Raw genomic sequence first — 15,136 nt, 5'->3', positions numbered from 1 at the left:
TTTTAAGGTAAGAAAGTATAAGCTTTCTGGAGTCTGGAGAACACTTTTCTTCGGGGCTAAACAAGACGCCTCGCGCTTTTATCCATAGTAAAAACGCACACGAGCCTCGTATCTCGATTCCACCATTCTAAACAAGAAAAAAAACTTCACAGCATAGCAATGGTCAGTAGCTGCTATGCTGTGAAGCCGCATTTAAAGGGTGATTAACGAATTCTACTTTCTGTTTCTTTATCAAAGAAATGTGCTTTATTCATGTCAAATGCTAATTGAATAGCTGCTCCAGCCGATAAGCTTGCTCTAGAATCAAGTCGAGCAACAAATTCCTTACCAGCAAGAGTGGAATAGATCAAACTTTCCGCTCCAGTTAATTCAAAAACATCTACTACTGCATTAAATGTAGTATTTTCAGAACTTGATAAAAATAATAATTCATCATGGATATCTTCTGGTCTAATTCCAAAAGTTATTTCTTTGCCAACGTAGCCTTGTTCTCTTACTATTTTTAATTTTCCTTCAGGGATAGCAAAAGAGGATTCTCCGATAATAAGTTTATCTCCTACTATTTTTCCATCAAAGAAATTCATTGCTGGAGAACCGATAAATCCACCAACAAAAACATTTTCTGGTTTTTCATATACATCTTTTGGTGCTCCAACTTGTTGGATAATGCCATCTTTCATAACAACAAGTCTAGTGGCCATTGTCATTGCTTCAGTTTGGTCATGTGTTACATAGATTGTAGTTGTTTGCAGTCTTTGGTGCAGCTTGGATATTTCTGCACGCATTTGAACACGTAGTTTGGCATCTAAGTTAGATAAGGGCTCATCCATTAAGAACACTTTTGCATCGCGGACAATAGCACGACCTAAGGCAACCCTTTGGCGTTGACCGCCTGATAGCGCTTTCGGTTTTCTTTTTAAATAATCTTCCAGTCCCAAAATTTTAGCAGCATTTTGCACTCTTTCTTCTATTTCTGCCTTCGGAAATTTTCGAAGTTTCAAACCGAATGCCATATTATCATATACGGTCATATGTGGATAGAGGGCATAGTTTTGGAACACCATGGCAATGTCGCGATCCTTTGGTGCAACATCATTTACACGCAAATCATCAATATAAAAGTCACCTTTTGAAATATCTTCTAACCCAGCAATCATTCTTAATGTTGTTGATTTTCCGCACCCAGAAGGACCAACAAATACAATAAATTCTTTATCCTGAATGTGTAAATTAAAGTCTTTCACCGCTGTAACTTTTTCGTCATATATTTTATAAATGCTATCTAATTTTAATTCTGCCATTTTTTGTTCCTCCTCTGTTTTTATATGTATAATGTAACATTTTTGAATGCGTTTTCAAATTGGCGGAATGCATAAAAAAAATACGCTGTTATTAAGCAAATTGCCTAAGCGCTTACATTTTGGAAAGCTATCAGGAAGATTTCTTTTTCTCCTGCTCTATCCAAACACAAAAAAGAAATAATAGCGTTATAAACACAGTGCATGGAGAACAATTGAAAGCTTTCAAAAAAAGAGGCTGTTTCGCTTACCAGAAAGAAAATATAAAGCAACTTAATGATAAAGTTATTAGTGAGATTGAATGGTTTCCGGAAGAGTAATTCACTTACTGAACATACCCCAGTGGCATTAACTGTATTAGAGAGGATATTTCCAAAAAAGGAACTAAGATTACTTAAAAAGTTTTTTATTGGAATGTCTAAAGAAGAGAAGGAAGAGCTGTTTCATTTGAGAAGAAATTTTTAATAAGCCATTATGCAGGTTGCTATTTTAAATTCGGAAGTATTTCTGTAATAAATGAAAATTAGCATATGGAAGAAGCATGGCAGATTAGTGCAATTGGGGTTTATAAATAGAAGTGTTTATGTTAACTTAAATATAGAATATTTTGACAGGAGGCAGTCCAATGTAGAATTCCCCACTCTTATACATTTAAAAACGAATAAGAAGTGAGGGGTACCTATGTCAAAATTTAATATTGAGATGTCATTTAGGTTTCTTTGGTTTGGACAAATGTTAGCTAACCTAGGTGATGTTATTTATACTGTAAGTTTAACTACAATTGTATATAAAGTTACAAATTCTGTTACTTATATGTCACTTGTACCATTCGTAATTACCATAACGGCATTATTTAGTGGTTTTCTTGCACCAATTATTGTTGATAAATATAAGCTTAAATGGATTTTATTTTTTTCACAAAGTGGTAAAACTGCGTTACTTTTAATTCTTTGTTTACTTATTCCATCGATTCAGATTGAAAATCTTATGATTTTATATATACTTATTGCAATGATCTCTTTACTAGATGGGTGTGCTACACCTGCAAGGAATGCATTAATTCCAGTTTTAGTAGAGGAGAATAAACTTGTAAAAGCAAATAGTTTCCTAGCTATTCTTGATCAAATAACTCAGTTGATAGCTTGGCCTATAGGAAGCGTACTTTTAGTGATATGGGGAGGAAGTAGGCTTCTCTGGTTAACTTTATTTTTGTTTATTGTTTCTTCTATTTTAATATTTCTTATAAAAGAGAACAATCATTCGATTAAAGAAACTTCAATTTCTAAATGGGGATCTATAAGAGAAGGTTGGCTTATTATTTGGCACTCTAAACAACTAAGAACGATTAGTATAATGAATATATTAGAGACTTTTGCTAATGGAGTTTGGATTGCTGCAATTCTTTATGTTTATGTAGAGAAAGTTCTTCAGAAACAGGAGTATTGGTGGGGCGTCATAAATGCCTTCTTCTTCGCTGGTATGTTTTTAGGTGGTTTAATAGTATATAGAGTCTCCGATAAGTTAGAAAAACAATTAGGGAAATATGTTATGTGGTCTACCTTTTTCTTAACCTTACTAACATTAATTTTTGCCATACTCTCTAATGTATGGTTTGCACTAACTATTTCATTGCTTTATGGATTACCTCAGATGGTAAGGGAAGTAGCTGAAGTATCTATCGTACAGAAAAGTGTAAGAAAGGAATTACTTGCAAAAGTATTCTCATCACGAGGAACCTTAATTTATGCTGCTTTTGGTATCTCTTCTGTTTCATTAGGTTGGATTACTGAAAATTTTGGTGTGAGAATTACCTTTTTAGTTGCTACAATCTTTTTTCTAATTTCCTTAATAGTAGGAATGTCGAATCGTAAATATTTATTTGCTAATCAATACAAAAGTGAGTAATGTAATTCTAAGCTAGCTGCCTTGAATAGCTAGCTTTTTTAGATTATGGAACAAATGAAGCAAAATCCCTTAATAAAGTAGTACAAAAAGGACTGATTGTAAAGTGTTTCACTTAAACAAACGGGGGCGTTTGTTTTATAAAAGGTGTATACAGTTGGATTCTTATACAATTGCTTTTAAAGTAACTAAATTTTAAAACTTATGTCTATAATGTCTTTTATTGATATAATTCATTACATATAGATAGTCTAAATAATTATTGACTATAAAGTAAAAGAGGTGAATGTCATGATAAGGACAGAAGAATATTTAACTAGTTTATTAAGTGAGCTCAGGTCACTTCCAACGGAAACTGGATGGGTAGAATTTAAACATAACAATGTTGAGCCAAATATCATCGGTCAATATATCTCCGCCTTAAGTAATACTGCTGCTTTATTTGGAAAAAACTATGCATATATGGTTTGGGGAATTGAAGATGTAACACACAATATTGTCGGAACTGAATTCAGACCAGGTGAGGCTAAAAAGGGTAATGAAGAGTTAGAAAGTTGGCTTTTAAGGCTTTTAAACCCTCGAATTAACTTTGCTTTTTATGAATTGGATAATGACAGTGGAAGAGTTGTTATACTGGAAATAGAAAGAGCAAACCATACACCCGTTCGATTTGAAGGACAAGAATATATTCGAATAGGTTCTTATAAAAAATCCCTAAAGGATTATCCAGAAAAAGAAAGGGAACTTTGGCGAATATTTGGCCAGAAACCCTTTGAAGAAGCAATAGCAATGGATAACGTTCCGGAAGATAAAGTTTTATCTTATCTCGACTATCCTTCTTATTTTGAATTACTGGATATTCCTTTACCAGAGAATAGAAAGTACATCTTGGAACAATTAGTTGAAGATCAAATGATTGTTCGAGGGGACTCAGGAGAATGGAACATTACCAATTTGGGAGCAATTTTATTTGCTAAGAACTTAGCCCAATTCTCTAACCTAAAAAGGAAATCAGTTAGAGTAATTATTTATAAAGGAAAGAATAGAATAGAAACACAACGGGAACAAGAAGGAGGAAAGGGCTACGCCTCCGGATTCGAAGGATTAATAGGCTTTATTGACAACCTATTACCGAGAAATGAAGTTATAGGCAAAGCATTCCGTAAGGAGGTCCCTATGTACCCTGAGCTTGCGGTACGGGAATTGGTTGCAAATGCTATTATTCATCAAGATTTTTCATTAAGAGGTACAGGTCCAACAATTGAGGTTTTTTCAGATAGGATGGAGATAACCAATCCCGGTATACCTCTTGTAAAAACTGAACGTTTTTTAGATAGCCCACCTAGGTCAAGAAATGAAACGCTTGCGTCTTTTTTAAGACGTGTAGGCATATGTGAAGAAAGGGGAAGTGGAATTGATAAAGTGGTATCTTTAACTGAACTATATCAGTTACCAGCCCCACTTATTGAAGTAACCGATTCCCACACTCGTGTAACACTTTTTGCATATAAACCGTTTAAAGAAATGGAACGTAAAGAGAAAATTCATGCATGTTACTTACATGCAAGTTTAAAATATGTCACTAGAGAACACATGACAAATGCTAGTCTGAGGCAGAGGTTTGGATTAGCTGATAAAGATAACTCTGTTGCATCCCGAATAATTAGAGATGCGGTTGAAGCCGGAACAATAAAATTACTAGATCCTGATACAGCACCAAGATATATGAAATATATACCTTTTTGGGCTTGAAAATTCTGTTCATTTTACTTAGGAAGTTAAATAAAAGTTATTATTAGGTAACCTTATGGAGTTAGGGAAATTAACTTGCGTGTAACTTGTAAAAGCGTTAATCTTCTCCATTTATGAGACTGGATAAACTCAATGAAGGCAGAGGAATTAACTTGCATGTAACTTGTAAAAGCGTTAATCTTCTCCATTTATGAGACTGGATAAACTCAATGAAGGCAGAGGAATTAGCTTGCATGTAACTTGTAAAAGCGTTAATCTTCTCCATTTATGAGACTGGGTAAACTCAATGAAGGCAGAGGAATTAACTTGCATGTAACTTGTAAAAGCGTTAATCTTCTCCATTTATGAGACTGGGTAAACTCAATGAAGGCAGGGAAATTAACTTGCATGTAACTTGTAAAAGCGTTAATCTTCTCCATTTATGAGACTGGGTAAACTCAATGAAGATAGAGGAATTAACTTGCATAGTGAAAACATTACACTTGCTTCCCAAGTCTAATGTTTTCACTATGTCTATAATTATGTAATTGTAATAACTAATGGAATAATTTCTGTACAAAACGTAGGGAAAAGAAAAAATTGGTTCTATTCCCAGAATTCTTAGTATTCATCTTCGGGATACATAGGTCTGGCTATGGAGATGGCATATACCCGGTTCAAGTAAACTTATAATATATCTAAACAGTTAGTTGGAGTAAAAGATTGATTTTGAAGAGGATTAATAATTTCAAGGATGTTAGAAATACAATAATACTAATAACCTTTGCTGCCTAGTTGGTAGCTTATTTTTTTAGATTTAAACGAAGGGAAATTATTGGAAAAGGGGGAATTGTCAGGAAACGTCTCAAGGTAATATTAGTAAATTAAAAAAAGAAAAACAAATGATAATATTTGAAAAAGAAGAGTTCTAACTTTAAGAATAAACAAACACTCAAGCATCAATATTTGTTAACTACCACAGAGGAAAATTCAATTTCTTTCTATATGAAAAAGCTTGTTATGAAAACATCATAACAAGCTCTTAGCATCATATTTCTTTTGAAGAAAGAGGCAAAAATAATTTAACTCCCCGTTTATTAAATGGCAGCAACCGAAAGTCACAAACTAAATGACTTATATATGCTAGTAAGCAGGTGTAGTATACACCTTCAATTTTTATGGACTGTTCCAAAAGAAAAGCGATATATCCATAATAAATAATGCCAAGGATAGAATGGGTGTAGCTTCTATGCGGAATAAAGGAGGATATGATGATAAAAAATCCTAAGAGAGTAAGCCAAAGTTCTTGTAAAGAAATGCCACCTAAAAGAACGCCGATTCCAGTTACTGTTAACATATGTCTCTGTTTTAAAAGATAAGAAATTAAAATAATTGCACTTCCTAATCCAATGCCATACAACATATCCTGTACAGAACCTTTATAAACACTATAAAAAATCATCAGTAAACCAATAACTTGTGCCAAGTTCTTAAATACTTGATGTGATAAGGTTATTTTGTTGCTTAATTTCCCATCAATATCCATATCAGGCATCAAGCCGGAAATTCCTCCTAACCCGACTAATACAACGGTGGTTGTTGGTGTAGCTTGGATAGAATTAGCCACGATAAAGCCTGTTGCCGCTCCTACTACTGCATGTGATGTTCCCTTCAATCGTCATTCACCTGTTCCTAATTAATATAATGTAAAGACCATTAAATTTTTATAAAAATCAATGGTCTAATTTTTTATTATAGGTGAAACTTGTCCGGTGGAAAAGCTTTTTTTACGGATAAAAGGGAGCTGTTAGTGCTTGTTGCCAGGATTAAATAATAAGCAAGCAAGATAAGTGGTGAAAAAACTGCTGAAATCTTTTAGATCAAAGCCTGTTTTTTCTGTGAATTTATCTAAACGATATTGCAATGTATTCCGGTGGATAAAAAGCTGCTTTGCTGTATTCGTACTGTGACCATTGTTTTCAATAAAAGTTTGTATAGTAAGGAGAACCTCTTTATCTTCTTTAAAAATCGAAAAGCAATAATGAAAGAGCTCTAATTCATCATCTTCTAAACGGTGGATGAACAGGTGAGGAAGAACTCTTTCCAACGATAAGACACTTTGAGATGGAATAATACTCAATCCTTTCGAAAATAAAAACCTTTCTTGAGTAAAGATAACTGGCAATGCTTTGTTAACGCTTGCTTCTTTACCGATAAAAAAAGTAAGTGTCCCGTAAAAGTCAGTTTGTATTGCTTGGGCAAATGAAAGAAATGCTTCCTCCTGTATATAATGCTGATTTCTTTCGACGATGACTCCTTCATGATAATTTTTCCAAATTAACAAACTATCTGCATAAATAAAATCGGTAAATGCATCTTCTAATAGTTTATTCTCTAACTCTTTTCCTTTGATAGAAAACTGAATAATACGGATCTTTTCTGATTCTGTTTTATGCGGCAGTTCACCTTGCAAGTAAAGGAATTGGCTCCATTGTGATTCCTCTTTTTGATTCTTTTCCTCTGGTATAAAGTAATCAAATAAGTTTTTAAGCAAGTCTAACTGTGAGTCATTTACTTCCTCCTTGGGAATGCCAAACCATTCCTCTTGTGCCGGAAGTGTAAACCAATAATAGGTTTCTAACTGTTTTGGCGCAGGCGGAGATGTTTGTTCCATCCCATTTTGGAAATAAGAAGATAGTTTATGTTTCATAATGCCTCCTGTCAGCAATGAAGAAAGCGCTTAATTTTTATGGTAAATAAAGTTGTTCCATTTCATTTTATAATAGAAAAAAGCAGGCGGCAATAAATAAAAAGAGAATCAGCATTTTCTGATTCTCTTTTTGAAGTGACGCTTAAGATTTAGAACGAGCAACTAGTATACAGCACTAAACCGTATAAGGTGGTTCTTCTTTTGCAAGATCTCTCGCTTCTTCTATATTGGTTGATTTAGAGCGCTGAACAACATTACCGCCGCTCATTCCTTCATTAATCATGCGGTCAATGTCTAGATATGCTATTTCTTTTCCTTCATAAAGTAACTCTTTCTTTTCTTTTGTCATTTTTGTTCCCCCTTTACTAGTAGGATGGGTTGCACCAGCCATTTTCATTCGGGGAGTTTTATTTGAGAAAGCTGATAAAAGAGATTGACTAGCTGTGTACAGCGTTTTGCCTCGATTTCTGCTTCATCAAACAGCATTGGTTTGCTATTCACTTCAAATAAATAATAGTTTCCTTCTTTATCAACACAAGCATCGATTGAAAATTCTCCAAAAAAACCAAAATGCTCAGATAATGCAGGACCGCAATTCTCCACTAAAATTTTGATAAATTCATCATGCTCTTTTGTTTGGACAAGATCATAGGAGAGAAGCTGTCCCCCTTTGGGTATATGAGTCGTAACCTCTTGGGAACCGGACTGTCTAATTCCAACGCCAGTTAATGCGTACCCGTCATGATCAAAGGTGACGAGAATGCGAAAATCAAAACGATGATGATTAAATGTTGCCGCATTAATTGTTTTTTGAGCAATAAATAAAGTGTTTTTTTGTATTTGTTGAAAACTATGCCAAAAAGATGAAAAGGATGGAAAGGAAGTAGTGCTTGTCGGACTAATGCATGTAATAGAAGAATCTTGATGTCCTATAAGATTTACAATGTTCTTTCCTTTATAGCCTTGTACGGGTTTAATATATATATCCTTATGCAGTTGAAGAAATTGAATTAAATCTGTTGCTGTTGTTATTAAAATTGTTTCAGGTAAATATTTTTTTAAAACTGGATGCTGTTTAAGTCCTTCATACAGATCAAATTTATTAATAAAGGACGGATTAAAATATGGTATATGATTATTAGACAAAATATCTAAAGCATCTTGAAAAGGAACACCTTTCTCCGTTTTTCGAAAAGGAATTCTGTTGTATACAATATGTGGAAGTGGACTATTCACATGTATCCAGCGATTTTCTTCGCATAAAAAGGCAAATCCACTTATACCACTTTCGTCGATGTCCTCTGGTGCAAATACTATAATAATGCCACCATGAGTCCTTAACAGAGTTTGAAGCTCCGTGAATAAACGAGCGTTTCCAACAATATTCTTTTTTTTATTATAAGAAGTAAGGATACCTACAATCGGTCCTGCGTTTTTTTCTGTTATAAGGATAGGGAATCGGTAAAGATGTTTTTCGACCGTTTCGATGGTAGTAAGCTGTTTTTTATTGCTTCCTATTGTTAGGCCGATTTTATTTAGAATACTCCAACACTTTCTGTTGGAGTCATAATAAACATTCATCGATAAATATCCTCAGGTTTTTTTATCCTTTTTTCCATCAAAAAAACAGCGTATTCTAAAGATAGTCTTCTTGTTAATACATCATATTTTTTTAAGGAAGGATATTTAAAAATGCTTCTTCCTGGTTTGGAGTTTGCTTCAAAGAGCCATACTCTTCCTTTACGATCGATCCCTATGTCAAACCCAATTTCACCAACAATGCCTTTTAGCTGTTTTTCTAATGCAGCACTTATTTTTAAAGCGGCAGTGCTTAATTTATCTTTTATTTCAACAGTTTCCATATTAATTTCATCTAATTCTTCTATCGATTTAATCATGCCGCCATTATTCATATGGGTGGTGACACTGCCTGTTCCAGCAATTTTTGCAGCAATTGCGGTAACTTCCCATTGACCAAATTTGTTTTTATTTGTATGGATGCGAAAATCAATCGGCTTATTATCAGAACGTATTAAAAAAATTCCTTGTTGAATAATAAAATTGGAAATATTTTTTTTGCTAAATGTATGGTTCATCAGTTTTTCAAGGGATTCAAATTTCTGCAATCGATTTTCCCCATCATTATCTTTGAATCGTACATAATAATTATTTTCTGTTTTATCATAAATCACTTGATAGATGCCTTTCCCCAAACTGCCATTTTTCGGTTTAATATACACATGCCCAAAGTTTGAGAGCATTCTTTCTACAGTAGAGAAGGAAGTGAAAGCTTGTGTTTCAGGCAAGTAATCAGAAATGGAATGATCTTGCAGCAATCGTTCATAAATATCTAGTTTATTAAAAAAACCGGGATTATACCAAGGAATAGAGTAATCATTTTGCAATCGATTTTTAGCAATTTTTATCCGTGCCTGTTTTTCACTTTTTCGATTGGGAATTCGATCGTACACAACATTCGGGAAGGGAACCTCCATCGTTTTCCAGCCGCCATCACAATAAAATAGACCATTGATGGTAGAGGTTTCCCAGTTGATATGCTGTTCTCCAAACAAAAAGGCAATTACTCCAGCAGTTTTTTGAACAGATAGAAGCTTGGAGAAGATAAGCGTTCTCTCGCCAATTGGTTTTACCTTAATAGATGAAAAACCAGAAGTAAAGATGCCTATTAATGGGCCAATATAAAGGGTATCATGATCAAAAAAAAGGTGAACTGCAGATGATTCTATAGGGAGCTGTAAGGATTTGGCTAAATCTTGACTGATGCTGATGCTGTTTTTTTTAGAATCTTGTTTTTTGACAATGGCATCGATTTTAATAGAGCCAAAAGACACCTTTTGAAGAGGAAGTGCAATTTCACAATCATTTGGTATAGATATAACATTGCTTGAGTTGGCTGTAATCTCAATCGGATAATGTTTTTTCATTTACTTTTCCTCCTTTTTTCAAGGAAACAGTTGCTGCATAAAGTGTAGGAGCTTTATACAATTGTTCTGCTAATTGAGGATAGGCGCTTAAGATTACTTTTCTTCCTGGCTTTGAATTGATGTCGAGAATCCATAAAGATCCGTTTTCTGTTACTCCAATATCGACTCCAATTTCAAAAAGAGAAGGAAATGCTTTTTCTAAAACTTCTGGGATACTGGAGAGAATGTCATTTACCTCATTTTCCAAAAAGTTTTTAAGAGGAAAGGAAGTGTTTTTCAGCCAATCTTGAAAGGGAATTACCTCAGCTCCAGCACTTAAATTGGAAATAATTCGATTTGCTTCCCCTACCCGAATCCCTTTTTCTACTATTTTCCATTTTCCAGAAGGGCTTTTTTGTAAAAGGGAACGAATATCAAATGGCTGTTTCTTTTTATTATATAAAGGCAAATAGGGTTGACTTAAATAAGCGTTTTTCGCTAATAAGCTGTTTAACCAGGAAGTGAATTTTTTTGAATGGGAAAAAATATGCTCTACCTGTTTGTCTTTTTTATCTGTTTTTACAAGAATTTCTTTATGTCTTTTTTCGATATAATAAATGCCATTTCCTTGTGAACCGTTAATCGGTTTGATGATGACAGGATAAGCAGGAGAAAGTTCAGCAAGTAAAGATTCTGCATGATCCAATGTTTTCGTTTTCGGTATATAAGCTTGCAAGCTGGATTGTTTTAAAACATTATATAGGGTTAATTTATTTGGCAGACCATTTCCGATGAAAGCAATATCCTCTCTTTTTTTTAACCAAGTGACAATATTTTTACACTGATTAGAATGACTGCTTTCATGATAAAAACAACGATCATACAGAATAGTTGGAATAGGAAATTCGCCTGACACCCATGAATTTGTTTCATGTTTATAGATGCGGCCTTTTACCTTTTCTGTAAATGGATGGAAAGTAGATGGAACAAAATGATAGATAAGAAAGGAAGAGGGATCTGCATGTTTGGCGATTTCATTTATATAACTAGATTCACTATCTAGAGAAAGTGTCATTATACCGAAATGATTCATGTTAGTTGTCTCCTTTATCTTTATGTGGAAAAGAAAGTCTGATGAAATATTCTAAAAGTGCTTTAGTAGAAGGTCTGATTTTAGCAGACTGGTCATCAAGGTTTTTAGAAGGCTTGGAGTTTGCTTCAATAATCCATAATTCTCCTGTTGTATCGATGCCGATATCAATACCCATTTCTCCCAAATAGCCGTCTGTATTTTCTGTAATCACCGTTGCAACGTCCAATGCTAAGTTTTTTAATTCAGCTAATAATTGTTGAGATTTTTCTTTCCCAAACAATTCATTTAAAACAACTTTTGCCTGTAGAATTTCTGCTCCTTGCGCAAGATTTGAAACAAATGAATCTTTCTGAGCAGCTCTTGCGACAACAGAAGTCACTTTCCATTGATTATAAAAATTCTTATGACAAAGCACTCGGAAATCAAGGGAACGTTGTTGAAATGGTTGAAAAGCAATTCCTTGTTGAATAAGATAGGTTTTATTTTTAGTAAAACGCTGTATCCATTTCAATAGCTTCTCTATCGAAAGAAAATAGTAGTTTTTTCCCTTTTGTTTGCCAGATGAGGATATAGCATTATACGTATTGTCTATTTTGCGAATATGATGGATATGGCGACCTTGACTGCCATGAACGGGTTTTATATAAATAGAAGGATACTTAGCTAACATCCTCAAGGTGGTTTCATTTGATAGTAGTTCCGTTTCAGGTGTATGTTTGTGCAACAATGTATTTTTTTCTAATAGTAGATGTGTTTCGTATTTAGAAAAAAACTGTGAATTAAATAATGGAATTTCCTTTTCTTTCAGCACTTTTTTTAACTCTTGAAAATGTTTACTACTATCTAATTTACGAGAATGTATCCGATTATAAATGACATTTGGATAAGGAAGTTCTACTTTTTCCCATTTATCTTGATGATAAAAGTAGCCATTAATGGAATCAGTAGAAAAATCTTGAAATCCACAAACATACAATAAACCGCCAATTAATGAGATTTCTTCCGTTAATTCCTCGCAGAGCTGATGAATAGAACGGAAATTTGGTGAGCCATTATTGTCTTTTATTTCTGTTAATATGGCAATAATGGGACCAAGAGAAATTGTTTGTGTATGTTTGGAAAATTGAGCGAGAAAAGATATATTTTGCTTAGGAATTTTAAATGCAGCGAATAGATCCTCACTAAAGGAAATATCTTGTTTTTCTAGTGGCAATTCCTGAATTAATACTGGCAGTTTCGATATTCCAATGCGGATGTAGATCGGCTTTTTTTGATTGATTCTCCAATAATGAAGTAAAGAAGGACTCAGTGCAATCGTATATCCTGACAGAGAAGAATCTTTTTTTATGGAAATCTGTAAGAAATGATTAGTCATAAAAATTCCTCATTTACCCTGTAAAACCTATTAAAAAAATGCAAATGAAGCGTGAGAATTGCTATTTCAGCTGTTTATGTTTGTAAAAATCCAGTTGAGAAGCCTCACTATTTCTTGTAATAGGTTCTAATCTAGGCGAGTTGATACGGTATCGTATGAAAAAAAAGAAAAATGGTGATAAATATCTAGATGAATTATCTTTAAACAGAAAGTTAACTCAAACTTCGCAGTTATACATTCCTCTTCATGTTTCATGTATTAGCATAACTTGGTTTAGAGCAATTAGAAAAGGGTGGTTGATTAATCTTGCAAACATTATTCCTTATAAATAGGGGCAAGATTCTCGTTTCAGGATGCTCGCTTTCCGTGGGGCGTGCGATGTGCCTCCTCGGTGCAAGCGCCTGCTTAGGTCTCATCTAACCCGCTAATCCCACAGGAGTCTCGCACCTTACACTCCAATCAAGCCGTTTTGATTCATTAGTTGCTGTCGTTGAACTGGTGAAAACATCCATCTGATAGAAATAGACTAACAGTGCACATTTTGGAAGAACAACGTTGAATAATAACATAAAAAATCAATGCTACTAGTGTTTAGTCATCATACCTTGTAATGAAATTCGAAGACAAGAACTTATTCTAAAACAGGTTGCTTGTAACCGGAGGGTGCGAAGACTCCTGCGGGAAATCTGGGAAGGCTAAAGACCCCGCAAGGCAACACTGAGGAGGCTCATATCCCACCCGCGGAAAGGGAAGCAACCCGTAGTGGAAAGCAACCCCCCACACTAAAAATAAGCCTCCTATTTTATTGTTCTTAAACCGACTAATATCAAGACTTGCAAACGAATTTGATGGTGCGAAGTTTTTGAGTAGTTAATATTTATTTGTTGGTTTAATAGGTGGTGTCTAAGGGCATGGAATAGGGAGGTTATTTCTATTAGTAGTTAGTTCTAGTAGATAGATGAAGCATCATTTAATTCTTCATTCTGGCAATCTACCTTATAGTTTGTTATAGTGAAGTCAATTGTTAAAAAGGAGTTGTTAAAATGACGGTAAATTTGCATGATTCTGCCTACTCATTGGAAAAGGCGATTCGTCAAAGTGATGAATATAATAATTTGAAAAAAATGTATGATGAAGTGAATGGAGATGCATCTGCGAAAGCAATGTTTGATAACTTCCGTACGATTCAAATCGAATTACAACAAAAACAAATGACTGGGCAAGAAATTTCAGAAGAAGAAGTAGAGCAAGCCCAAAAAACAGTAGCACTTGTCCAACAGCATGAAAAGATTTCAAAGCTGATGGAAGCAGAGCAACGTATGAGCATGGTTATTGGTGAGTTAAATCAAATTATTATGAAACCATTAGAAGATCTTTATGGTCCTGCACAATAAGTAGAATAAGGAAGAAGAGTGAAATTGTCCTGCGGGAGAAGTTCACTCTTCTTTTTGGTTTAGAAGAGATAGGGAGAAAAATTCTTATAATTTTTGTTTGATTTGTAGAAAGTTTATTTTGTTCATAATTGGTAGGAATTAATGTGGCTTATCCGAAGTAAGACAAATAGGATGAAGTAAGCGTGGATTTGTCCGAAAAAAGGTGAATCAGGACCAAAAAGGGGTGGAAAAAGCCGATTAGTGTCCAATAAAAAGCTTGTCAGTATCGACTACCGCATACAAAAAATAACCCACTCCTAAAAAGGAGTGGGAATTTTGTTAGCCATATAAAGTATTAGTATTTACTTCCGCCAAGTTGTTGCTCAGCCATTTGAACTAATCTTTTTGTAATTTCTCCACCAACAGAACCGTTAGCGCGAGCTGTTGTTTCAGCACCTAGGCTTACTCCAAACTCAGTTGCGATTTCATATTTCATTTGATCCAATGCTTGAGATACTCCTGGTACTACAAGTTGATTTGAACTATTTGCCATGATGAATGTTTCCTCCTTTAAGTGTTTTTGTTGCGCCTTACATATATTAGTTTAAAAAATTTGTCACAATTTATACGTATATTTTTTGTGAAATTATTTCCATTAAAATACTAGAAAATTCCATAGTGTTGGTATAAAGGGTTTTTCACCATTTTACGAGGCTGTTAGAGAAAGATT

General features: G+C 34.2%; 12 protein-coding genes. 3 read left to right on the top strand and 9 right to left on the bottom strand.

Features of this window, described 5'->3' with window-relative positions; all coding sequences use genetic code 11:
• Nucleotides 1–203: 203 nt before the first annotated feature.
• Nucleotides 204–1,301 (bottom strand): ABC transporter ATP-binding protein, encoded by a 1,098-nt coding sequence (locus tag AC5LWL_RS19455; RefSeq protein ID WP_493435857.1) that lies wholly within the window; start codon nucleotides 1,299–1,301, stop codon nucleotides 204–206.
• 678 nt (nucleotides 1,302–1,979) lie between these two features.
• Here AC5LWL_RS19455 and AC5LWL_RS19450 point away from each other — a divergent pair.
• Together AC5LWL_RS19450 and AC5LWL_RS19445 are read left to right on the top strand one after the other, a co-directional pair.
• The gene (locus AC5LWL_RS19450; RefSeq protein WP_493435856.1) at nucleotides 1,980–3,203 is read left to right on the top strand and encodes an MFS transporter; all 1,224 of its coding nucleotides are present in this window, start codon (nucleotides 1,980–1,982) and stop codon (nucleotides 3,201–3,203) included.
• 288 nt (nucleotides 3,204–3,491) lie between these two features.
• Nucleotides 3,492–4,952 carry an ATP-binding protein gene (locus tag AC5LWL_RS19445; protein WP_493435855.1) on the top strand — a complete coding sequence of 487 codons (1,461 nt, stop codon included), beginning with the start codon at nucleotides 3,492–3,494 and terminating at the stop codon, nucleotides 4,950–4,952.
• 1,027 nt (nucleotides 4,953–5,979) lie between these two features.
• Here the strand turns inward: AC5LWL_RS19445 and AC5LWL_RS19440 are convergent.
• The 7 genes from AC5LWL_RS19440 to AC5LWL_RS19410 form a co-directional block, all read right to left on the bottom strand.
• A complete protein-coding gene (locus AC5LWL_RS19440) occupies nucleotides 5,980–6,606 on the bottom strand; it encodes a metal-dependent hydrolase (protein WP_493435854.1) in 627 nt (208 codons plus the stop codon).
• 132 nt (nucleotides 6,607–6,738) lie between these two features.
• Entirely contained in the window at nucleotides 6,739–7,641 is a 903-nt protein-coding gene (locus AC5LWL_RS19435) for a PucR family transcriptional regulator (RefSeq protein ID WP_493435853.1), read from the bottom strand.
• Nucleotides 7,642–7,816: 175 nt separating this feature from the next.
• The gene (locus AC5LWL_RS19430) at nucleotides 7,817–7,990 is read right to left on the bottom strand and encodes a hypothetical protein (RefSeq protein ID WP_493435852.1); all 174 of its coding nucleotides are present in this window, start codon (nucleotides 7,988–7,990) and stop codon (nucleotides 7,817–7,819) included.
• A 44-nt stretch (nucleotides 7,991–8,034) separates the two neighbouring features.
• Nucleotides 8,035–9,222, bottom strand: a complete 1,188-nt coding sequence (locus AC5LWL_RS19425; protein ID WP_493435851.1) for a YheC/YheD family endospore coat-associated protein — start codon at nucleotides 9,220–9,222, stop codon at nucleotides 8,035–8,037.
• Nucleotides 9,219–10,586: a YheC/YheD family endospore coat-associated protein gene (locus tag AC5LWL_RS19420; protein WP_493435850.1), complete on the bottom strand. Its 1,368-nt coding sequence runs from the start codon at nucleotides 10,584–10,586 to the stop codon at nucleotides 9,219–9,221. The genes AC5LWL_RS19425 and AC5LWL_RS19420 overlap by 4 nt, the downstream gene beginning before the upstream one ends.
• Nucleotides 10,564–11,658, bottom strand: a complete 1,095-nt coding sequence (locus AC5LWL_RS19415; protein ID WP_493435849.1) for a YheC/YheD family endospore coat-associated protein — start codon at nucleotides 11,656–11,658, stop codon at nucleotides 10,564–10,566. Before AC5LWL_RS19415 ends, AC5LWL_RS19420 begins: the two co-directional genes overlap by 23 nt.
• Before the next feature lies 1 nt (nucleotide 11,659).
• The gene (locus AC5LWL_RS19410; protein WP_493435848.1) at nucleotides 11,660–13,033 is read right to left on the bottom strand and encodes a YheC/YheD family endospore coat-associated protein; all 1,374 of its coding nucleotides are present in this window, start codon (nucleotides 13,031–13,033) and stop codon (nucleotides 11,660–11,662) included.
• 1,043 nt (nucleotides 13,034–14,076) lie between these two features.
• On the opposite strand from AC5LWL_RS19410, the gene AC5LWL_RS19405 reads away from it, so the two are divergent.
• Nucleotides 14,077–14,427, top strand: coding sequence for a YlbF/YmcA family competence regulator (locus AC5LWL_RS19405; protein WP_493435847.1), 351 nt, complete (start codon nucleotides 14,077–14,079; stop codon nucleotides 14,425–14,427).
• 334 nt (nucleotides 14,428–14,761) lie between these two features.
• Here the strand turns inward: AC5LWL_RS19405 and AC5LWL_RS19400 are convergent, their stop codons facing one another.
• Nucleotides 14,762–14,959, bottom strand: a complete 198-nt coding sequence (locus AC5LWL_RS19400) for an alpha/beta-type small acid-soluble spore protein (RefSeq protein ID WP_493435846.1) — start codon at nucleotides 14,957–14,959, stop codon at nucleotides 14,762–14,764.
• Nucleotides 14,960–15,136: the final 177 nt, after the last annotated feature.

The sequence above is a fragment of the Niallia sp. WK069_GA_01 genome, assembly GCF_983173855.1.
Note: the sequence above shows the minus strand (reverse complement) of the source record. Positions and strands in the feature narration are given on the sequence as shown.